This window comes from Dapis hubbardiae BLCC-M172 (assembly GCF_050016015.1).
GTDB lineage: Bacteria > Cyanobacteriota > Cyanobacteriia > Cyanobacteriales > Microcoleaceae > Trichodesmium.
Genome location: NZ_JBNHEQ010000056.1, coordinates 8,929 through 32,334, shown reverse-complemented (window position 1 = coordinate 32,334; position 23,406 = coordinate 8,929). Strand labels below are relative to the sequence as shown.

Genomic DNA, 23,406 nt, shown 5'->3' with positions numbered 1-23,406 from the left:
CAGATATATATTATACCCTTTTTTTTACTATTTTTTCACTAAAGTCCCGTTAATGTGTGAGGGAATGGCAGGATATTATAGAGACAAAGATGATTAGAATTATTTGTCAATCTTAACTAGAGTTCCTACGGTAGGACTTATGCAGAGAGCATATATATATATGTATGTATGTATAGTTTAAAAATAAAACGCTATAGTTTTTTTGACTGTATACATAATACCTTTGCGTAAGTCCTGATAATGTAGAGATATAAAATGTATTTAGGATCTAATGCAATTTAACACTTTTGTCTCATCCATCAACGATTTAAACAGGTGCGTTAACGCTCCTAACTTACAAGAAGTTTTACTACAACCAACTCTCCTTGCAAAACAGGGGCAACTTTCACAACAACAAACACAGTCATTAGCATCAACTGCAACAGAATATGGTTTGCGCCCAGTATTGGTGTGGGATATTTTGATGCCAGAACAAGTTATGAGTCAAATTTGTCAACAACTGACTCAGTGGGATATGAGCAAGTTTGCGGCAGTGCGGGTTGCCGATCCTGGAGCAGCTTGGTGGTTGAAAATGAATTACCCAACTATAGCGCTACAGTTAATTGTAGAAACAGGTAATCATAATTTAGAAGGGTTGCGGGGTTGGTGTGAGATTTTTTCTGACTCTTTGGAACGTTTGATATTGTCTATCGAACTGCCAGAACAAAAGTTGATTGAATATTGTCAAACACTCCCCGTTGCTTGCGAAGTTTTGGGAGTCGGGCAAATATTGTTGTTTTATTCGCCACGTTCCCTATTGTCTCCACATTTGTTAGAGTCTGACTCGGAAGCAAAATTTCCCCTGCAAACTACTGTGTCATCGGAGGATAGTAAGAACCGACCTTTCCCTACTTTGGAAACAGCTCACGGTACATTTATGTTTTTGGATAAAGACCAATTTATTCTGGATAAACTTGAGGGTTTAGAAAAAGCTGGTTTACATACAGTTTGTTTAGACTTACGACATTTGGGAAGAGACGGAGATGTGGCAGTGGATGTTGATAAAATTTGTTCTCAGATTTTGACTGACCCTGTTTCTTTGCGGAAAAACTGGGCGAGGCCGACGCGATCGCCTTTTTTTAATGCTAACCGTACTACTTCTATATTTTCGCGAATGAAGTCTAAGCACAAGTTAATTCAGTATCGACAAGAAATTGGTTTAGCTGAAGTTTTAGCTGGAGAAAGTGGAAATTATGTTGTGTTTCAAAGTTTGCGACCTTTTGCCGTTACTCAAGTAGAGAAAATTATTATACCTACTGGGGAAGAAATTGAAATTCCAGCAGAAATAGTATTTCGGAACTTAAATGGTGAGGTAGTTGAGTCATGCGATCGCGAACAAATCTTAATTACAGATTGGATCAAAAAAGCGATGCCAGGATCATTATTGTTAGGTATACCTGAAGTCAGAAGTTAAATTATTAGAACTTATATAGAAATCCTCAAGAGATTGTAAGATTTTATTCGTAGGGGTTTGGTCTCCAAACCCAAGCTAAAAAGGGATTTGGAAACCAAACCCCTACAGTTTTTTTTTGACAAATCATTTTTGTCGCAAAATATAACGAACAGGCAAGATGCCTATGCTACATAACAACAGTTAATGTTATACTAATTGACATACTCCCTACGTTGCGCTTACGCGACAACGCGGGATTCTTCAGTCAGGAAAAAAACTGACCGCTGTTTTGACAGAGGTGATGCCCTCCCCCTGTGTTGACCTTCGATAATAACAAAATACCTCCTAGCTTGTCAAGGGTATAGGAAAGTTTTATTTGTGGAGGTATCCGACTCTTGGCCCTGGCTTTCCCATACGACGCTCCCCTAATAGCTGCCGCTAGGCTCCGCCAACGGGAGAGCGCGGGACTTCCCGCCAGGGAAGTTAAAAATTCGATTATATGACTTTGAAATTATGCCTAACTCCAAACGTAATACCTCTGATAATAGAAATGCCAAAGGCGATCGCGTCGTTTATTCAGAATTTGGTAATAATGCTAATTCTCCAGCAACAGAAAGAGCATTACCAGACTTACCACCGAATCAACAAAATTTAAGAGTACAAGCATCTCGTAAAGGTCGTAAAGGAAAAACAGTTACTATTATTAGTGGGTTTCAGTCAAACTCAGAAACTTTAACAGCTTTACTCAAACAACTTAAAAATCAATGTGGTGCAGGTGGAACTCTTAAGGATAATGAAATTGAAATTCAGGGAGAACATAAACAAAAGTTACTGGAAATTTTAACTAAATTGGGTTACAAAGCTAAAATTAGTGGAGGTTGACTTATAGCAGTTTTCATAAAGGTAGACTACAAAACTTCTTTTGATGAATTTAGAATTCAGAATTATTAAATTAAGGAATTCTAGAGGTTGTCCAGAAATGTTCAATACAAAACTTCTGCCTTCTACCTTCAAGCAAAAATCTCTGTACTCTATATTAATGAAAACTGCTATTATCAAAAAATAATCATTGCAGGAGTAGGGGCAATTCCTGAATTACCTCTACAACTTTTTGTGACAATAAAATCAGGTTTTAAGCCTTCTCTTTAAAGGGGATAAAAAAGAAAATTCAGTAGGAGGTACTGATAACTGATAACTGATAACTGAAATGACCTGTTATATCAAATCCGGTAGCATCGGTATAATTAGATGGTTAATCTAGGAGTCAGGAGAGAAGATAATTTAGAAAGATTTACTAATAGCTGAAGATGAAAATTTTTTTTATACCGAATTAAACAGATTTGATATTATATAAGTTTTATCAAGGAAGTTAAGGTATTTTAAAGATAATTAACTTCAACACTCCTGTAATTAAGAAAATTCTGAAAAATCAACAGTGGGACTTGTAGATATCTATTAGCAAAGCATTAATTATTCAAGCTCCAGTTAGGAATAATATTTATGGAACTAAGCGGAATTTGGATTTTGGCTTTGTAAGTGTAAATAGGGAGTAATTAAAGTTATATTATTGGAGAATATATAAATGTTTAGAACAGTTGCTCTAGTTTTACTAGGAACCTCTGTTGGTTTTGGATTTTCTATGGTAAGTGATGGTAATGGGTTTGCGATTAAAGTACCTCAAATTGAAGCAGGAAAATTAGAATGTCGTTGGTTACCTGAAGATACCTCGAACAACTCTTTCAACAGAGAATTTTTAGAACCAAGGTATTAAATTTACTATCAAGCTCAAGATTTAACATATAGTGTTTCTCAAACTAATGAGGTAAACCTATCTTTATTTCTATTCTATTCCTTGTTCCCTAAAACAAACGAATTTTGTACCTCATCAGTATGGGTATTGCTATAAATAATATCATGTGCGCTGGTATGGTCGCGTCGTGTAAAAGTTGGGGAAATATTTACTATATTTAAGGTTTTTCCTTTTCTTCTTCCTTCTCTCCTAGATAACTACAGCCTTCTTCCTTACCTTATCACTTGCAATACCCATGCTACCGGACATGATATAACACGAAGTCCCGTTGACAAAATTACTTTCAATTAGGTAATATACAATTATTGAGAGTAGTATTACTCAGATTAATCCCACTTAAATTAGCATCACTGAGATTGACACCATTGAGGTTAGAATTACTAAGATTAGCACGACTGAGATTAGCACCACTTAAATCAGCATCTTTGAGATTTGTATAGCTGAGGTCAGCATAACTCAGGTTGACACCACTAAGATCGATACCACCTAAGTTAACGCCCCATAAATCAGAACCCATCAGGTTAGCACCTTTGAAAATGGCATTACTAAGAATGGTATGTCGTAGGTGAGCGCGACTGAGGTCACTTCCACTTAGGTTAGTACTTGTGAGATTAGCACTACTAAGGTTAACACCACCCAAGTTAGCATTACTCAGATTAGCATTTTCTAAATTAGCATCCCACAAATCTGCTACTCGCAGACTTGCACCACTCAAGTTAGCATTGCTAAGGTTAGCACGACTCAGGTCAACACTATTTAGTTGAGTATTACTGAGGTCATTACCTTCTAAGTTTTTAACTGCTATTTTTTCATTAACAATTTGCCAAACTGTATACCATTTTCGAGAAATTTTGGTTGTTTCACGAAGTTTTACCCCCTTGAGTTCTGCCCAACTTAGATCGACTTCACGAAGATTAGCACCACTAAGATCGGCACCACTAAGATCGGCGTTACGAAGATTAGCACCACTAAGATCGGCGTTACGAAGATTAGCACCACTAAGATCGGCATTACGAAGATTAGCACCACTAAGATCGGCGGCACTCAGGTCAGCTTCATTGATTTTAGCACCATCAAGTTGAGCATTGGAGAATTTAGCAGCACTAATATGAGCATTTATGAGGTTAGTATTACTAAGATTGGCATTACTGAAGTCAGCAGCACTGAGGTCAGCACTACTGAGGTTAGCATTTCTTAAATCTGCACCATTGAGGTCAGCAGCAGTTAGGTTAGCATTGGTCATTTCCGCATCGTTGAGTTTAGCTGCAATTAGATTAGCTACACTCAAATTAGCTCCATCCAAATAAGCTCCTGTTAGATTAATTGCTTTCAGGTTGGCATTACAAAGATTGGCATTTCTGAGATTTGACCGACTATAGTAGTTGTTCCTAATGTTTTCTAATCCTTTTCTAGGAGTGAGAGTATGGCAATACTCTGTACCTAAATCAGTTGCCTCTAGGTTAGCACCCCGGAGATTAATATTTTTTAAGTTGACACCGCGAAGATCGGCACCACTGAGGTTCACTCCTTTGAGATCGTTATTTAGACGTTGTTGATTAACAATTTTCCAGACTAAATGCCATTTATTATCTAGTTGGGTTAAATCATTAATTTTTGTCTCTCGGAGGTTAGCATAGTTAAGATTTGCACCTCTGAAATCAGCATTGCTGAGGTCAGCATTTTCGATATTAGCATGGCATAGATCGGCATTACTTAAATTAACACCAGTCAAGTTAGCATTACTTAGGTCAGTATTTTTCAAGTTAATATTATGCAGGTTGGCAGCACTAAAATTACTTCTGCTGAGGTTAGAATTACTCAGATTAATATCTCTAAGTTTAGCGCCACTTAGGTTAGCATTACTCAGATTAACACCCTCAATATCCATCCCGATAAGATTGATATTTTTGAGGTCTTTACCAATAGCTTTCTGATTAACTATTTCCCAAACTAATAACAATTTACTATCAAGTTTTGTTGCCTCATTTAGTTTACTACCCCTGAGATTTATACCCCTAAGTTTACTACCTCTTAAGTCTGCACGAGTAAGATTTGTATTAGTTAAATTAGCATTAGTTAGATTAGCAAGACTTAAATTAGCACCACTTAAATTAGCACCACTTAAATTAGCATTACTTAAATTAATACCTCTAAGTTTAGCAACACTAAGATTAGCATTTTCAAGATTAGTATTTTTGAGGTTAGCATCTTTGAGATTTGTACCCCGTAAATTAGCTTCTATTAGATTCGCATCTTTGAGATTAATACTACTCAGATTGGCATCTTTGAAATAGGCAAAACTAAAATTTATACCTTGTAGGTCTAGACCAGTGAGGTTGGCATCCCTCATATTTGCTCGGATAAACCTCCGTTTTCCAGCAGCGTATAGTTCTAGTATTCTACAGACATCCCAAGTATATTGGGATAATGCTAGTTTTGCTTTAGGTTTTTGCTGTTCTAGTAGTATTGAATATGCTGCCCATTGTACTTCTGCTGAACTATCTTGTAAGGCCACAAGTAACAAATCTAATCCTGCATCTCCATGTTTAATAGTTTCGCAAACTGCTGCTACTCTTAATTCTACTTCACCATAGAGTAAACATTCTTTGACTGCTTCGAGACTATGGAGCATAGGGATGGTAGATGTAGATAAAGTAGTATCTAACATAGGAATTTGATTCAGGGGTTTATTCATTTTCTTGGACTTCATCTGCATATCTAATAACTTTACCTGAAAATTAATATTTTTACATATTCAGCCATTATTTATTCTATACTTACTCAGTTTCTCTATTCTGGAAACTGTCTCACCAAATATTAATAAATTTATCTAAAGTTAAATAGTATAGTCGATTTTTTTATTTGTGTAAATTCAACTTGAGTATTATAGTTTAAGGTCAGCATTTCCTGCGGAATACTGCTTCAATAATTGATAATTGATAATTGATAATTACCTATCCCTAAAAGGAAGAGGATTGAATAAAAGAAAAATAAATTCATTGTTTCTCCTTTAAAGAAGAGGCTTTAAACCTTAATTATTCGGTAAACAGCTGTCAGCTCTTAGCCATTAGCTTCATACAAAATGAAGTAAAATTGCATTATTGAAAGACTGAATTACCACGTTAAAGTATGGTTAAAAGCAGATTTTAAAAGTTTATATATTCATAGCCAATATATTTTAAATTTAGATTACAAATCTGATTCCTGACCGCTAATAGCTAAATGCTTGGGTTTTAAGACTCTTAATGTTCGACAAAAAAATATGTTTTGAGAAAATGGAGATGATTCCATCATGCTTAAATTAACTACTTGAGTATTAAATGATAATCTAAATAATTTATTATAAACAATATCAATAGATAAAGTATAATGTTTAACAATTATCAAGATATATTTTTTGCAGTAGTTGGTGATGTCCACGGCTATATGTACACAATGATTCGCTTACTACAACAGTGGGAAAATCATTCTAGTCAAAAGCTTGCATTTATTCTGCAAGTAGGAGATTTTGAACCCCACCGCCATGAAGCTGATTTAGCAACAATGGATGCGCCTAAAAAATATCGTAAATTGGGAGATTTTCCCGACTTTTATGAACAAAGAGCAATTTTTCCTTAGCCTATTTGGTTTATTGGTGGTAATCATGAACCCTACGGTTTTTTAGACCGAACCAATACAGGTACAGAAATTACTAAGAATTGCTATTATTTGGGTAGGGTCGGCTCGGTAGTTTTAGCAGGTCTAAAAGTTGTAGGAGTTTCTGGTATTTATCAAGAGGAAAAATTTCAGATTAACCGACCTAAAGTTTCCCAAATTAGCAGCTATTCTAATAAGGATTATATTGCTTTTACAGAAGTAGAAATTATTCAGGCTTTAGACTATAAATCTACAGATATTTTGTTATTACATGACTGGCCTACTAATATCATAAATCCTGTAGATGCTGAAGAGTTTTAACAGCAACGTAGGAGTCAAGGCTATTACGATATCGTGGGAAATGAATATGCAAGAATGTTAGTAGATGAGTTAAAACCAAAGTTAGTAGTTTGTGGTCATTTGCATAAAAGTTATCGGAACAAAATATCACTAAGTTCTGGAAATTTGACAGATATTTGTTGTCTGGCAAATGTTCAGTCAGGAGCTGATGCAATTGCTATATTTAATCTGAGTAAAACAGGGAAAATTTCAGAAGTTAGGGAATAGGGTTTCAATAATTAATAATTAATAATTACCTCTTCTGTAATAGAAGGATTGGTTAAAAGGAATTTTTTCTTTTTTTATCCTTTAAATGAGATGTTTTCAATCCTTATTTATCAGTCAAAATTGTTGATTTTATATCCTTAATTAATTTAATTAAAAATTTGGAAAGAGGTATAATATAGCAATTCCCAAAAAGAGTGAGGTACAAAATTATAGGCTTTAGGCAACAGGCAACAGGCAATAGGCAACAGGGAAGAAATATCAAAGTGTACCTCACGCTTACTGAGAAACGCTATACCAATTTTAAAAAAGAATGTTACGAAGAATAAGCAGTATTAAAATCTTTGATAGGGAACTTATATTTGACTAAAAATATAATTTAAGATACAAAAAAGTAGATAAAAGCTATTCATTCTGACTCCTGTACGGGCGATTCGCGTTTGCGCCAGCATTCGGAACGAAATCGCCCCTACGACTCCTGACTCCTTTTATAGCGGTTTTCACAAAGGTAGACTACAAAACTTCTGCCTTCTGCTTTCTGCCTTCAGCCTTGAAGCCAAAATCTCTGTATTCTATGTTAATGAAAAGCGCTATAAGTACCCTAACTATTTGTAGCAAACATTTATCAAATTGGTATTATGATAACTCAAACTTTACCCATAATAAAAGATTCAGAACGTTTAGAAAATCGACTCAAAGAAATTCCTCAAACTCCTGGAGTTTATTTGATGCGGGATAGTAGCGATCGCATCCTTTATATTGGCAAATCTAAAAAACTGAGAAACAGAGTTCGTTCCTATTTTCGAGATGGTAAAAATCATACTCATCGTATCAGCTTAATGGTACAACAAATAGTCGAAATTGAATTTATTGTCACAGATACAGAAGCTGAAGCTTTAGCATTAGAAGCTAATCTTGTTAAGCAACATCAACCATATTTTAATGTCTTACTCAAGGATGATAAAAAATATCCTTATCTCTGCATAACTTGGTCAGAAAATTATCCCAGAATTTTTATTACGAGAAAGCGCCGATTAGGTAAAGCTAAAGACCGTTATTATGGTCCTTATGTTGATACCAGACTTTTGAGAAATACCCTACATTTAGTCAAACGAATTTTTCCCTTACGTCAAAGACCAAAACCTTTATTTAAAGACCGTCCTTGTCTCAATTATGATATTGGTCGTTGTCCGGGAGTTTGTCAGACATTAATTACTCCAGAGGAATATCATAAAATTGTGCAAAAAGTGGCAATGATTTTTCAAGGTCGGACTGGAGAATTGATTGATATTTTAAATGCTCAAATGGAAAAAGAAGCGGAGGCACTGAATTTTGAAAAAGCAGCAGCTATTCGCGACCAAATTAGAGATTTGAATTCTATAAATGCTGACCAAAAAGTTTCCTTGCCAGACGACCGAGTTTCTAGAGATGCAATCGCTTTAGCAGGAAATAATCAAATTGCTTGTGTTCAAATATTCCAAATTAGGGCTGGCAAATTAGTAGGAAGATTAGGATTTATTGCCGAAACTCCTAATTTAGAAACAACAGAAAATCAGGAATTAGGAGCAATTTTGCAGCGGGTTTTAGAATCCCATTATCAAACAGTAGAATCTGTAGAAATTCCCACAGAAATTATTGTGCAAAATCAATTGCCAGAGAGGGAATTTTTGCAAAATTGGTTGACAGAAAAGAAAGGTAAAAAAGTAGAAATATTTGTACCGCAACGCCAAGGAAAAGCAGAATTAATTGAAATGGTAAAAAAGAATGCTGAATATGAGTTGCTGCGGTTGGCGAAAATGAGCGATCGCAATAATGAAGCTATGACAGACTTAGCAGAAATATTAGATTTGCCAGAATTACCCCACCGCATCGAAGGTTATGATATTTCTCATATTCAAGGTTCGGATGCAGTAGCATCGCGGGTAGTATTTATTGACGGTTTGCCAGCAAAACAACATTATCGACATTATAAAATTAAAAATCCAGAAGTACGTTCCGGCCATTCTGATGATTTTGCCAGTATGGCAGAAGTTATAGGGCGACGGTTTCGCGACTATGAACAACAAGTGACTACAGAGAAACCAGATTTAATAATGATAGATGGTGGGAAAGGGCAACTTTCGGCAGTAGTGGCAGTGATGGAAGAGATGAATATATTAGAAGAAGTGCGAGTCGTCAGTTTGGCAAAACAACGGGAGGAGATTTTTTTACCAGGGGAGTCACAACCGTTAAAAACTGACGCGGAGCAACCGGGGGTGCAGTTGTTGCGGAGGTTGCGGGATGAAGCACATCGGTTTGCCGTGAGTTTCCATCGGGATAAAAGAAGTCAGAGAATGAAGCGATCGCGTCTAGATGAAATTCCCGGTTTAGGGCAACATCGACAAAAGTTGTTATTGGGGCATTTTCATTCCGTTGATTATATTAGGATGGCAACAGTGGAACAGTTGGCAGAAGTGTCGGGAGTCGGACCGAAATTGGCACAGCAAATTTACGATTATTTTCACTAAAACTAGGGAGTAGTTGAAAGCCTCTCCAAGGAGAGCATTTTGGGCGCATACATAATAGAGCAAAAAAATTACTCCCCCACTCCCCCACTCCCCTACTCCCCCACTCCCCTACTCCCCTACTCCCCTACTCCCCCGCTCCCCTACTCCCGAAAAAAGACTTTCTCAGCAAACCTTAATTAGGCAGCTTTTCTTGCAAATGACCTGTTTTGACGTAGATAACACAACCCTCTTGACTAAAAGGCGTATGAACGCTGCCATGGGGATTACGAATCCAAGTTCCTTGAGGATATGTCCCCAATTCATCTTCAAAAACTCCATTCAGGACATAAATTTCCTCTCCCCCGAAATGACTGTGGCGTTGAAACACCGTTCCTGGTTTCCACTTAACTAGAGCCACATTTTCCGTCCCATGACTGTGTAATGGCATCACTTGTAACCCATTTACTAATCCGGGTAGCCAAGGATGATCCGAGGTTTGAATCACTACCCGTTTTTGGTCTGTTGAAGACATTTGCCAGAGTTTGACAAAAATGATGCACCCTTCTCGACTAGAGGGTGTATGGGTTGATCCCACAGGATTTCGCACATAGGTTCCGGCTGGATAATCCCCATTTTCATCGGAAAAAGTGCCTTCTAGAACAAAAAATTCTTCCCCACCTCCATGAGTATGAGTAGAAAATGTACTTCCAGGGGCATAGCGCACTAAAGAAGTCGCTCTGGCCACTTCTTCCCCATTCCTTTCCAACATCCGACGTTGGATGTTGGGGATGGGAGAATCTACCCAAAGTAAATTTTGACTGTCAATAATGGCTCGTTGAGTTAAATGTGCGTGAATCTTCATAACTCTAATACACTCCTTTTTTATCTACTAATAGCACCGTATCAACCAGTAAGCTGAGAGTGAGGGGAGGAGTTTTTCTGACTACCTCCACATATCTTTAACTACATCTATAGAGTCACAAAAATATCTAATAAATCATCCCAGAATTTCACAGATAACTCATAACCTTGGAGTATTTGTTCTGCTGACTCTTCACTTTCTCCTACTTCTCCATCTATGGCATTACGCATTCTTAAAGCATGAGAATGATCGATTTCTCCAGTATGAATATCCCAAAATTCTAGGTTTAATTGAGGTAATATATCTTCTAAATCTTTACGAGCTTGAACTTGTGCCCAAATTTCTTCTAAAATCGGACCACAAATACATTCAGTACCCATACCTGCCATACCAATAGCAACGTGAGCAGGATGACTTTTTAAATCTGCATCATACTTAGCAATTAAAGCATCAACTTGTGGATTAATTTTATTAGTGAGCATGGTTCCACCAAACTGTTCATTTAATCCAAATAAGAATAATTTCAGTAAATTATAGTGAGAATCTTCTGGATTTCCATCACCAGCTTCTTCAAAATGAATCTCATCAAGTAATACCTTTAATTTACCTGGAGAAACAACATTACAAACATAATTTAAACTTTGAACGTGAATTTTAGTTACATAAGAATATTGTTCTAAAACTTTAACTAATTCAGGAATAGAAATATTTTTTAATGACTGAAGTCTAGGATCTTCTGCGGGGTTGCCAGAGAATTTAGATGTATCAATAGCTTGCCAAAAACTTTCTTTGATAGAGGGGAAAGTTGTGAAAACCATTTGTCTTGCTCCTTGTGTTTAAGTTATTTAAAATTGATTGACTTATCTTGATAACAATCATGCCAACGTCACCTGAAAAATTACAGATGGTAAATTGTGATCTTGATAAGAGTTAGCTGAGAAAATAGTGAGCGACAATAGACGCAAGGATGATTTTAATGTCTGTAAAAAAAAGGTAGTTTTAACGTGATTAGTACCCTCTTGTTGAAGTAGCTACTGGAAACAGGTATTTTTATTGACTACTTTACGTCTTTTTTTAGCTGGAATTGTGTAGAAAATGACCTCGGTTTTCCTTGGAGGAGTCAGAAGTCAGGAGTCAGGAGGGAATAAACAAGAAACAAGAAAGAAGAGGAAGAGGAAGAAGAGGAGAAGAAGGAGAAAGTTGTTTTATCACTAATTATCCGGACATGATATAAGTCATACCAATTCCCATGCATTATTGCTATACTTGGGCGATACTTCAGTTATTAACTGATTGGTACAATCAGAATTATTTTTGGGCTCATTTTAGCTATTTTAATGTTAATTATTCTTATGTTTGCTTCTCCCCCACTCCCCTACTCCACTACTCAACAAAATGTATAAAAGTTTTTGAGAAATGGTATCAGGAGTCAGGAGTCAGGAGAAAAGAGAATTTAGAAACATTTGCTCTTTAGGTGAAGATAAAAATTTTTTTATACCGAATTAGGCGGATTTGATATGAAACTAACCTTGTATTTCCGCCATATTGCCATATTGTAGAACATAAATAAACATTTCCGAAAAAGAACGTAGAGACCTTCCATGGAAGGTCTCTACAAGAATATTTTATTTATAGTGTTTCATCTTACCGAATTATTAATTATTAATTATTAATAATTAAATAATTCGCGCCTTGAAGCCTCCCCTTGGATAGGGAAAAAAGTGCTAGGATATTTCCTCATCTTCAATTCCGTAACGGTTTTAACGGCTAGGTAATTATCAATTATCCATTATCAATTATTGAATCATATTACTTCAGCCATATCTCAGCTTTTTTAAGTCAAAGATTCTAAATAATCCCGTACTTGATTCCGACGCTTTGGTTGACGTAACTTCTGTAGAGCTTTTGCTTCAATTTGACGGACTCGTTCCCGAGACAGTTTCAAAGCACGACCAATTTCCGATAAGGAGTAGGGATGACCATCTTCTAAACCATAACGCATAGAAATTACAGACCTTTCTCGCTGAGTTAAATCTAATAATAATCCTTTTAATGCTTGTACTAAAGACTCCCGCATCAGCATTTGTTCTGGAGAAGCATCTTCAGTTTCCAGAAGTTCACCTAATTCAGTATCTTTATCAGTACCTACTTTAGTTTCCAGAGAAACCGAACGTGGAACTTTTGTTAACACTTCCCGAACTTGCGCTGGTGTCATATTTAGTTCTTCGGCAATGTCCTCAATTTTTGCTGTACGTCCTTTTTCCTGAGAAATTTTCCGTTGTGCTTTCTTAATTTTGTTCAACTTTTCGGTAATGTGGACAGGTAAGCGAATTGTCCGACTTTGAGTAGCGATCGCTCTTGTAATTCCCTGACGAATCCACCAGTAAGCATAAGTGCTGAATCTATATCCCCGTCGTGGGTCAAATTTTTCAACTGCTCTTTCTAAACCTAAAGTACCCTCTTGGATTAAATCTAAAAGTTCTAGACCACGATTTTGATACTTTTTGGCCACTGACACGACTAAACGCAAGTTAGCATTAATCATCTGATTCTTGGCTTGAATACCTTCGCTTTGGACTTGCTCAAGTTCTTTGACACTTAAACCTGCTAATTCTGCCCAACGAAGTTTTCCTGTAGCAATAATCTGTTTGAGTTCTACCACAGATACATTTCCTACCTTAGCCCACCGTTCAAATGATGGTCTATGTCCTAAGTGAGCTGCCAGACGATCGCGAACTTCCATCAACTGAACATAACACTGAATTGCTCCTTCTTCTTCTTGAGCTGCTTTATTGCGTAACTCCACTAACTGTATATAGCGTTGGACTTTTTGAGCTTCAGAGACTTCTTGATCTCTTTCTAGCAAATCAACTCGCCCAATTTCTTGGAGGTATAAACGGACTAAATCTGTAGTGCTACGGTTTGGACTTACTTTCGCATTATCCGCTTCTTCATCCTCCGTGGCTAATTCGTTGGTAATTTGCTCTACATCTTCGGGAAACTCAGCTTGCAAGTTATCAGAGTGCAGTTGTTCTTCAGATTGTTCAGTGTAAGGATAAGTTGCTGACATAGTGATCATCTCAGTTGCTCCAGGTGACAAGAGGCTGCACTTAGTGACAGTCTGTGGATAAAATGCCAACTTCTTAGGAATTAGGCATTTGCTCTAGTTATGTTTTCTGATTAGTCCTAACAACTTAGACTGAATGAGTTACTTAGGCGATCGTTGATACGGATTGTGTTAACGATGGACTTTAAGAGTACATTTGCCTATTAGTTGTTTGGTTCAGTTAACTTCTCTAGACTTAATTTTTAGTATATTGATACTTCTGATACAAAAAAGTGATTTTCGTCAGAAGCTATATTAATGTTCATCACTATTAGTGGTTGTTCCTGATCACTTCGTAAATTTTCTGATTATGCGGCTTAATTTTTCTCTTATTACTTTGTTTGTTTTTTTCTAGTTACACTTTTTTAGCTTTATCTTCTTACTTTTAGAGCCTTTTATTTGATTTATATGTAGCAAGTTTAATATATTTACTTATCAATTTTCAGCCATCAAGTGACTCTAAATACAATAATCACCGATCTAGATCACATTTTACTAGCGATCGTTTTTGCAATCGGGGGTGATGGGTTATATACCTAGTTGGCCTATTTTCTTTTACCCAAGTACCTGAAAGGGCAAACCCATCACCAGTTTCCTTCTAACTTTTGGCCTTTGGATAATTGACCATCAATTCTTTGACTTGTTCAGCATGATATGAACTACGAGTCAAGGGTGAAGCAACAATTTGTAAAAAACCCATAGAATCGCCTATTTCTGTCCAGCGATCAAATTGTTCGGGTTTGACAAAATTAGCTACTGGTAAATGTTTAGGGCCTGGTTGTAAGTATTGTCCAATGGTTAAAATATCACAGTCAACAGCTCGTAAGTCCTTCATTACGTCTTGGACTTCTGCATCGGTTTCTCCAAGACCTACCATAATTCCAGATTTTGTATAGATTTCTGGAGCTAATTCTCGCGATCGCCTCAAAAGTTCTAATGTACGCTGATAATCACCTTGGGGTCTGACTCGCCGATATAATCGTGGAATAGTCTCAGTATTATGGTTAATAACTTCTGGTTTGGCATTAAGAATTATTTCTAAAGCTTGCCAATTACCACACAAGTCTGGTATTAGGACTTCTATAGTTGTCTGAGGAGAAATTGCCCGGACTTGGGAAATACATTTGGCAAATTGATTAGCACCCCCATCGGCCAAATCATCTCTATTGACAGAAGTAATGACCACATGATTAAGTTTCAAGCGTTTGACTGCTTCTGCCAGTCTTTGTGGTTCGGTAATATCTAAAGGCTGAGGTTTTTTCTCAAAATCAATATCACAGTAGGGACAAGCACGAGTACAAGCAGGTCCCATAATTAAGAAAGTTGCTGTCCCAGCGTTGAAACATTCCCCAATGTTTGGACAGGAAGCTTCTTCGCAGACAGTGTTGAGATTTAGGTCTCGCAAAATCTCTTTAACAGTACCAACCCTTTGCCATTGGGGGGCTTTGACTCTTAACCAATCTGGCTTGACTACCACTTTATGCCTCTGCTGTAGTTTGATATACAAATTAAGCTTAACAAATTTAGCAAGGGACTAACAAGAGTTTTCAGTAAATTTATTGAGATTAACAGATTTGTAGTGTTAGGCAGTTCTTTGTCAGCTTGACCTAGATTTTCTTGAATAACTGCTTCGTTGACTAAAGAGTGCAATAATAAATAATGTTTGTATCTAGAAGGTATTTACAACTTATTAATATCTATATTGTTCACAACCTTGTTTAATTGTTTCGCCCATCATTTGAAGGTCTTCTGGAGAAATTGAATCACAAAAAGGTAATAATTTTTTTCCTGGGATACCTCTGACTTGTGTTTTTGGCAATTTATGAGCAAATTCAAGCACTTGGTATTGTAAGTGCTTTGGCATAGTTTTTAATTGTTCAACTACCTCATCAATGACAGACAAACTCATTAGATTTCTCCTTTGTTAAGTGAAGTAATAATATTAGGCAGGTTTCAATTTATCAGGTAATTCAGTTTCAGTAAGTTTAAAATTTTCTACTCCGTAATTAGCTAATTTTGTTAAAAATAAGGGTTTGGGAATTGCAGCTAAATTTCCTGTTCCTCTAGAAGGAATAAAACCTATAATAGAAAGTTTTATTGAATATTTTAGTCAGCAGATAGTATTAAAAAGTTGATGGTTAGTTGGTGAATAAAATCTATTTTTTTTTTAGGGTATTAATTTCAAAAAAATAATATTGTTTAGGTGAATTTAAAAGTCTTTTTGAATACTAATTAAATCATGTCAATTAGTTCATCATTTGCTTTTTCAGCACCTTCTACAAATTTTTTGGTTGAGCTTCGGAGATTTACAAGGTCTTTTTTAACCTTTCCGATTATCTCAATAATACCTTCTTCTTTTAAATGAATAAGTATGTCTTCAGGTAAGGGATTTAAGTTAAAAGAGTATATTGCTTCTTTGTCAATTTTATTGTGTATTATCTGATGGCTTTTTAAAGTCCATCTTTCGTCTGTAAAATCATTTCTCTTACTAATGTAATCCATTATGTAATTGATTTTATTTGAAAGAAAAGTCCTTAAATCTATAAACTGAGGTTTTATCTCTCTAATTGCTTCCAGAGGATTTATTTTATAACTCCCAGAACATATTGTAAGGCTATGTTCGCCAATGTCAATTGATGAGTATGATTCGTTGACAATTTTAGAAATAAGCTCTTCATCATTATCGTTAGATAAGCTATTAATAACTTTATTAATCACAGGTAGCAGAAATAATTTTGAATAGGAAATTTTATCCATTTCCTCGCATAAAGATAAAAAGTTATACCATTCATTTGTTGAATATAAAGTGCCTATGTCTATGATGATTTTTGAATAAATGGTGTTTTTCTGCTCAATATTTAAGTCTGTTATGAATAGAGCAACAAAGTATTCCTGAAGAGATTTGTGTGCAAATTGAATTCTATTACCATCTTCTACCCAAAGAGCAAGACCTAGTTTTAAATCATCAATAAACAATTGATTGCTAAATTCATAATTCTCTAGTTTCGATTTGACTTTACCTAGAGTTTTTCGTACATAATCAAGGTCAAAAGTATATTTTCTGTCAAAAAAGGTAAGGAAACTAAAGCGCTTTAACACTTCCTCAAATTGTTCTTGATTGAGTTTGCTTCTACGTTGTCGAATATATCCAAGTTTGGATTTGCTATCATGTTCTGTAAAAAGTGCTTGAACAACACGCCGATAGAAAATGTACTTTTTATGTGGTATATCAGGGTTACTTTGAAAAGTTAGGATATATAGAGACAAAAGAAGGGGATTAGACAAAAAACTTTTTATATATGTTTGCGAGGTATTCTCTACGGACTGAGTAATTTTTTGACTAAGTTCATCCTCATTATTTAACTGAAGCTTGATAAATTTTTTAACCTGTTCTTCACTAAGAGTTTCAATCTGATAATTATGAAATAATGGCAATAATTCCACATTAGTGTAAGGTCTTGAAGTTAAGATGTACTTATTGTCATTATAGTTATCTAGAAAAGAAGTAAGTTGTTTAAGTCTTGTTCTTTCAATATCATTATTTAGTTCGTCAAATCCATCCAAGAAAAATACAAATTTTCCTGTTTTGAGCAACTTATTTAAAATATCAGAACTTTGAGATACTTGATTTTCAAACATTACTTCGGTGATGTAATTTTCAATCGAGCCACTATAATCATTCAAATATCGGAATTCAATTAATATCGGTATACCATATTTTTCAACTATTGAATTAATAAATAAATGCTTAACTAGGGTACTTTTACCGCTACCAGCACTACCAAAAATAGTTACAAAATTGCTATTAACAAATAGGTTTGATATTTTATCTGTGTTAATTATCTCTGCATTTCCTTGAAGATTAAGTGGAAAATAAATATCATATAAATATACAGGTTTATTACCATTCAAAATAGTTTTTATATAGGAGTATCGCTGTATCTGTTTAATAAAATATTTCTCCAAACTTTTATCAAATAGACGTTTAGTTTCATTAGTGACTTTCCCTAATCAAGAAAAAGACTCTTTAACTAACTGTGGAATAAAGCTTTTTATTGCTGTTTGAATGACAATCTGTTCCATAATACCAAGTTTATAACTATTAACTTTGTTGCAGTTGGAGTAGAATACTCCACTTTACTATTTTATAAGAAACAGTAGAATACTCCACTTTACTATTTTATAAGAAACAAATGAAAGCGCGATAAAACTCCGTTCCGCTTTGCGATCGCACTTCCACTCACTAATTCTCTTTTTCATTTTAATAAGCACCTGCGCAGAGCGAGCCTATTACTTCAAAAATACACTAAAATTTCTCTTTGTGCAACCACCCTATATCTCTTACATATCAATACTTATAGAGAATGGCCTATGAGAACGCGATCACACGCAAATTCCCCCTTTTTTGGCCCTCAAGAGCTACTTTCAACTTTTTTTGCAAAAATCAGTTTGAATTTCTAATATATTTAGCAAAAAATATAATATTAAATCATGAATTAATTCATTAAACCCTAAAAACCTTACAGGTAAAGACTTTCAATTCAACTAACAGTAGCAAAAATTAAATCTAAACCTTCTTCCTTCTTCCTTCCTACTTCTTCCTTATAAAATAGTGCTATCTAAAATATTTATTCTAAAATCTAAAACAAATGTCATTTGTTGGCCTACATATTCATAGCGACTATAGCCTATTAGACGGAGCATCCCAATTACCACAATTAATAGACAAGGCGGTAGAACTAGGAATGCCAGCCATTGCTCTGACAGATCACGGAGTAATGTATGGAGCAATTCAATTAATTAAATTGTGTAGAAATAAAGGAATTAAAGCCATAATTGGGAATGAAATGTATGTAATAAATGGAGATATTACAAAACAACAAAGAGGCAAAAAATTTCACCAAGTCGTATTAGCAAAAAATACTCAAGGCTATAAAAATTTAGTTAAATTAACAACTCTTTCTCACCTGCATGGTTTTCAAGGAAAAGGAATATTTGCTCGACCTTGTATTAATAAAGAATTATTGGAAAAATATCACGAAGGCTTGATAGTAACTAGCGGGTGTTTGGCAGGAGAAGTACCTCAAAATATTATGCAGGGAAAATACGAGGAAGCCAAGAAAGTAGCTAAGTGGTACAAAGATTTATTTGGAGAAGATTATTATTTAGAAATACAAGACCACGGTTTCCAAGAAGATAGAGTAGTTAATACTGGAATTGTCAAAATTGCCGACAAATTAAAGATAAAAATAGTAGCGACAAACGACTCTCATTTTATTTCTTGTCGAGATGTAGAAGCACATGATGCCTTGTTGTGTATTAACACCCAAAAATTAATCTCTGAACAAAAGCGGATGCGGTATAGCGGTACCGAATATTTAAAGTCTGCTGAAGAGATGAAGCAACTATTTAGAGACCACTTAGAAAATGATGTGATAGAAGAGGCAATTGCCAATACATTAGAAGTAGAAAAGAAAGTTGAAAAATACGAAGGAATTTTAGGAGAGCCAAGAATTCCTGATTATCCAATTCCGCCAGATCATAATGCCGATACTTATCTAGAAGAACTTGCTTGGGAAGGGTTATTAGAAAGACTGAAACGTCAAAAAAGAAGTGAAATTTCTCCAGTTTATAAAGAGCGGATGGAAACTGAATTGAAAGTTCTTCAGGATAAAGGATTCTCTACATATTTTTTAGTGGTTTGGGATTACATAAAATATGCCAGAGATAAAAATATTCCTGTCGGACCTGGTAGGGGAAGTGCTGCTGGTTCATTAGTTGCTTATTCTTTGCGGATTACTAATATAGATCCGGTGCATCATGGCTTGTTATTTGAAAGATTTTTAAATCCAGAACGGAAGTCAATGCCAGATATTGATACAGACTTCTGTATTGAAAAGCGAGATGAAATGATTGATTATGTGACTAAACGGTATGGGGAAGAGAGAGTTGCTCAAATTATTACTTTTAACCGGATGACATCTAAGGCAGTATTAAAAGATGTGGGGAGAGTGTTGGGTGTTTCTTTTGGGGAAGCAAATAAAATGGCAAAGTTAATTCCTGTAGCAAGGGGTAAACCTGCAAAGTTAAAAGTTATGATTTCTGATGAAACTCCTTCCCCGGAATTTAAGGAAGCTTATGATAATTTAGAAGCAAAAACTGAAGAGAATGAAGGGGGGAAAGTTAATGCAATTTCTGTCCGACAATGGATAGATATGGCAATCAGAATTGAGGGAACGAATAAAACTTTTGGAGTACACGCGGCAGGAGTAGTAATTTCTAAGGAACCTCTGGATGAAATTGTACCTTTGCAAAGAAATAATGATGGCTCGGTGATTACTCAGTATCACATGGAAGATATAGAATCCTTGGGTTTGTTGAAGATGGATTTTTTAGGGTTAAAAAATTTAACTATTATCCAGAATACTGCCGACTTAATTGAAAAAAATCATAATCTTCCTTTTCCTTTAATTCCAGATGATTTGCCAGCTCTTGAAAGAAAAGCAATTATCACAAAACAAAGTAGAGGGGAAATGCCAGAAGATGTGGAGGAAACCTACAAACTAATAAAATCTGGAGATTTGGAAGGAGTATTTCAGTTGGAATCTTCTGGGATGGTAGATGTTGTGAAAAAATTGAAGCCTACTTCTATTGAAGATATTTCTTCTATCTTAGCTTTGTATCGCCCCGGACCTTTAGATGCTGGTTTAATTCCTAAGTTTATTGACAGGAAACATGGGCGGGAAAAAATTGAATATCAAGATCCAAAGTTAGAGCCTATTTTGCAAGAAACTTATGGAGTTCTTTGTTTGTCTAAAGGAACTTTAATAGATAAACCAGATGGTTCAACAAAAACAATTGAAAATATCAAGACTGGAGAAGTAATTTTAACTTCTGATGGGAGCAATACTTGGGCAGCTAGAGTTGCTAAACAATGGAAAAGTGGTACTAAGGAAATCTTAAAAATTACCCTATCTACTGGAAAAGTAATCTATGCAGGAAAAAATCATCGCTTTTTAACCCCAGAGGGAGATAAATTTGCTTTCGAGTTAAAACCAGCACCTCAAAGTCTCAAAAATGCTCATATTTACAGTTCAGCAGTTTATGAAAAATGGCCTGTTTCCAGCAATAGTAAAGAGTTAAAGCAAAATGAAGCTTACTTGCTTGGGTTGCTTGTAGGTGATGGAAACTTAGTATCCTCAACTCCAAATATTGCTTGTTTAACAGAAAACGCTGCGATTTGGGTTGCAAATTTAATTCAAAAAACCTGGGGAGGTACTGCTAAATATTACTTTCATACTCGTTGTTGGTATGCTTACTCTAAATTTAAAACTCAACCAAAACCAACTCCGTTAACTGAGTTTATGAAACAAGTTTATAATGGTAAAAATTGGAAAGTTAAATCTATTCATAAACGTTTACCAGAAGACATTTTAGACTATAAAGAACAAGACAGAATAGACTTATTGCATGGTTTATGGGATAGTGATGGCTGCTATGGTGAGAGAAATGTATATTATCGAAGTTCTTCTTCTGAATTATTAAGAGAAATTGGACAGCTTTTAGGTAGCTTAAAAATTTCATCTTATATAAAAGAAAATTATGTTGGAGTAATTGATAAAACCAGATTTTCATCTATAATTGGATATCCAAAAATACCAGATAAAAAATACACAGAAATAAAAGAAAACTATTTGCCTGTTTTAGCTGCAAAACTAGCAGAAAATCTTGAAAAATCTATCAAAGAAACAGATTACTATACCAGAAAAACTGTAAAGCGATCGCTCCAAAAAGCAGTTTTATTTAGACCGACAGATTCTAATTACAAGACTAAGCTAGAAAATTGGGATGAATTTTATCGTCAAATTTATGAAAAAACTTATTTACAAGATGTAAGACTGGTCTATGTTGTTTCTGTGGAAGAAGCAGGAAAAGCAGAATGTTTCGATTTAGAAATGGAAGACCAAAACTCACCTTATTTTCTAGCCGAAGGAGTAGTTGTTCATAATTGTTATCAAGAACAAATTATGAAAATGGCTCAAGATTTAGCAGGATATTCTTTAGGAGAAGCAGATTTATTACGCCGCGCAATGGGTAAAAAGAAGGTCTCGGAAATGGAAAAGCATCGAGAAATATTTATTGATGGTGCGACTCAAAGAGGAGTTCCTTCTGCCGTGGCACAAGATTTGTTTGAACAGATGATTAAATTCGCTGAATATTGTTTTAATAAATCCCATTCCACAGCTTATGCTTATGTAGCTTATCAAACTGCTTATTTAAAAGCTAATTATCCAGTTGAATATATGGCAGCTTTACTAACAGCTAATAGTGGCGACCAAGATAAAGTACAGAAATATATTGCTAATTGTCAAAAGTTTGATATTGAAGTTGAACCGCCGAATATTAATAAGTCAGAAGTAGATTTTACTCCTTTGCCAAAAGTAGCTACAGGAGATACACAAAATAAAATTTTATTTGGATTATCCGCAGTAAAAAATGTAGGAGAAGGAGCAATAGAAGCAATTTTAGAAGCAAGAAAAGAAAGTGGAGAATTTAAGTCTTTAGCCGATCTATGTGACCGAGTTAATCTTAATGCTTTGAATAGTCGAACTTTAGAATCATTAATTAAATGTGGAGCCTTCGATAAAATTGAAGCAAACCGTCACCAATTAATCAAAGATTTAGAAGGTGTAATGAAATGGGCGCAAGATAGAAATAAAGACCGGGATATAGGGCAATTAAATTTATTTGATGTGGCAGAAACAACAATGCCTGCTTTTGATTCTGCTCCTAAATCTTCATCCGTTTCGGATTTTCCAGCTAAAGAAAAATTGCAGTATGAAAAAGAAATTCTAGGATTTTATGTATCCGACCATCCTCTCAAATATGCACATGAACAAAATCAAATTAAGGATGTTATTACTATCGCTCAAATGTCGGAAAAAAAATCTAAGTCAGCTATAAAATTAGTGGTAATGTTGGCTGGAATTAAACATCATATTACAAAAAAAGGCGACCCTATGGCATTTTTACAAGTAGAAGATATGACTGGGCAAGTAGATGCGGTAGTTTTTCCAAAAATATATGAAGAAATTAAAAAATTACTGACAGAAAATGCTCTTTTAGTCTTAAGTGGAAAAGTTGATAATAAGGATGATGAAAGTCAGTTATTAGTAGATAGTGCAGAAGCATTAGAAAAGGTAATGGCAGATGCAGTTGAACAACATAAAAAAGCAGAGACAGAATTAGATAATTATCAAAATGAATCAACAGATGAAGGGAGAAAAAATTATCAATATATTGCAGAAGTAGAAAAAACAGTAGAGCAATTAGAAAGTCAAAAAAAATCTCCTAAAAAAGATGTTAACTCAAGAGATAAAGAGATAACAATTAATCAACCTATTGCAGAAGAAGAAAAACCATTAGAGCAATTAGATAATCAAAAAAAATCTCCCAAAAAAGATGTTAACTCAAGAGATAAAGAGATAACAATTAATCAACCTATTGCAG

General features: G+C 35.0%; 15 protein-coding genes. 8 read left to right on the top strand and 7 right to left on the bottom strand.

The features are described from left to right. Positions 1 to 271: 271 nt before the first annotated feature. The 3 genes from ACP6PK_RS05825 (at position 272) to ACP6PK_RS05815 (ending at position 3,203) form a co-directional block, all read left to right on the top strand. Positions 272 to 1,453, top strand: a complete 1,182-nt coding sequence (locus ACP6PK_RS05825) for a U32 family peptidase (RefSeq protein WP_426558555.1) — start codon at positions 272 to 274, stop codon at positions 1,451 to 1,453. Between the two features lie 492 nt (positions 1,454 to 1,945). Then, positions 1,946 to 2,314, top strand: a complete 369-nt coding sequence (locus ACP6PK_RS05820; protein ID WP_426558553.1) for a translation initiation factor — start codon at positions 1,946 to 1,948, stop codon at positions 2,312 to 2,314. 700 nt (positions 2,315 to 3,014) lie between these two features. Further along, complete coding sequence (locus ACP6PK_RS05815; RefSeq protein WP_094676109.1) at positions 3,015 to 3,203, top strand: hypothetical protein; 189 nt, start codon at positions 3,015 to 3,017, stop codon at positions 3,201 to 3,203. A 322-nt stretch (positions 3,204 to 3,525) separates the two neighbouring features. Here ACP6PK_RS05815 and ACP6PK_RS05810 read toward each other — a convergent pair whose 3' ends face one another. Further along, the gene (locus tag ACP6PK_RS05810) at positions 3,526 to 5,937 is read right to left on the bottom strand and encodes a pentapeptide repeat-containing protein (RefSeq protein WP_426558551.1); all 2,412 of its coding nucleotides are present in this window, start codon (positions 5,935 to 5,937) and stop codon (positions 3,526 to 3,528) included. A gap of 674 nt (positions 5,938 to 6,611) precedes the next feature. Here ACP6PK_RS05810 and ACP6PK_RS05805 point away from each other — a divergent pair. The 4 genes from ACP6PK_RS05805 (at position 6,612) to uvrC (ending at position 9,949) form a co-directional block, all read left to right on the top strand. Continuing rightward, on the top strand, positions 6,612 to 6,860 hold the full coding sequence (locus ACP6PK_RS05805; RefSeq protein WP_210407270.1) for a metallophosphoesterase family protein: 249 nt from the start codon (positions 6,612 to 6,614) through the stop codon (positions 6,858 to 6,860). 90 nt (positions 6,861 to 6,950) lie between these two features. Beyond that, a complete protein-coding gene (locus tag ACP6PK_RS05800; RefSeq protein ID WP_210407269.1) occupies positions 6,951 to 7,199 on the top strand; it encodes a metallophosphoesterase family protein in 249 nt (82 codons plus the stop codon). 33 nt (positions 7,200 to 7,232) lie between these two features. Beyond that, on the top strand, positions 7,233 to 7,445 hold the full coding sequence (locus ACP6PK_RS05795) for a hypothetical protein (RefSeq protein WP_210407268.1): 213 nt from the start codon (positions 7,233 to 7,235) through the stop codon (positions 7,443 to 7,445). A 635-nt stretch (positions 7,446 to 8,080) separates the two neighbouring features. Further along, entirely contained in the window at positions 8,081 to 9,949 is a 1,869-nt protein-coding gene (uvrC, locus tag ACP6PK_RS05790; RefSeq protein WP_426558548.1) for an excinuclease ABC subunit UvrC, read from the top strand. 172 nt (positions 9,950 to 10,121) lie between these two features. On the opposite strand, the gene ACP6PK_RS05785 is transcribed toward uvrC, so the two are convergent. The 6 genes from ACP6PK_RS05785 to ACP6PK_RS05760 all read right to left on the bottom strand — a co-directional run bounded on the left by ACP6PK_RS05785 (position 10,122) and on the right by ACP6PK_RS05760 (position 17,808). Next, positions 10,122 to 10,790: a cupin domain-containing protein gene (locus ACP6PK_RS05785; RefSeq protein ID WP_426558546.1), complete on the bottom strand. Its 669-nt coding sequence runs from the start codon at positions 10,788 to 10,790 to the stop codon at positions 10,122 to 10,124. Between the two features lie 107 nt (positions 10,791 to 10,897). Continuing rightward, complete coding sequence (locus tag ACP6PK_RS05780) at positions 10,898 to 11,608, bottom strand: iron-containing redox enzyme family protein (protein WP_426558544.1); 711 nt, start codon at positions 11,606 to 11,608, stop codon at positions 10,898 to 10,900. Positions 11,609 to 12,624: 1,016 nt separating this feature from the next. Next, positions 12,625 to 13,860 (bottom strand): RNA polymerase sigma factor SigC, encoded by a 1,236-nt coding sequence (gene sigC, locus ACP6PK_RS05775; RefSeq protein ID WP_426558542.1) that lies wholly within the window; start codon positions 13,858 to 13,860, stop codon positions 12,625 to 12,627. 634 nt (positions 13,861 to 14,494) lie between these two features. Then, positions 14,495 to 15,397, bottom strand: coding sequence for a lipoyl synthase (gene lipA / locus ACP6PK_RS05770; protein WP_426558557.1), 903 nt, complete (start codon positions 15,395 to 15,397; stop codon positions 14,495 to 14,497). A 189-nt stretch (positions 15,398 to 15,586) separates the two neighbouring features. Continuing rightward, positions 15,587 to 15,805, bottom strand: coding sequence for a hypothetical protein (locus ACP6PK_RS05765; protein ID WP_426558540.1), 219 nt, complete (start codon positions 15,803 to 15,805; stop codon positions 15,587 to 15,589). A gap of 323 nt (positions 15,806 to 16,128) precedes the next feature. Continuing rightward, the gene (locus tag ACP6PK_RS05760; RefSeq protein WP_426558538.1) at positions 16,129 to 17,808 is read right to left on the bottom strand and encodes an NACHT domain-containing protein; all 1,680 of its coding nucleotides are present in this window, start codon (positions 17,806 to 17,808) and stop codon (positions 16,129 to 16,131) included. A gap of 737 nt (positions 17,809 to 18,545) precedes the next feature. Between ACP6PK_RS05760 and dnaE the strand changes: the two genes are divergently transcribed. After that, positions 18,546 to 23,406: DNA polymerase III subunit alpha (gene dnaE / locus ACP6PK_RS05755; protein WP_426558536.1), on the top strand; the 4,861-nt coding region annotated here is incomplete at its 3' end.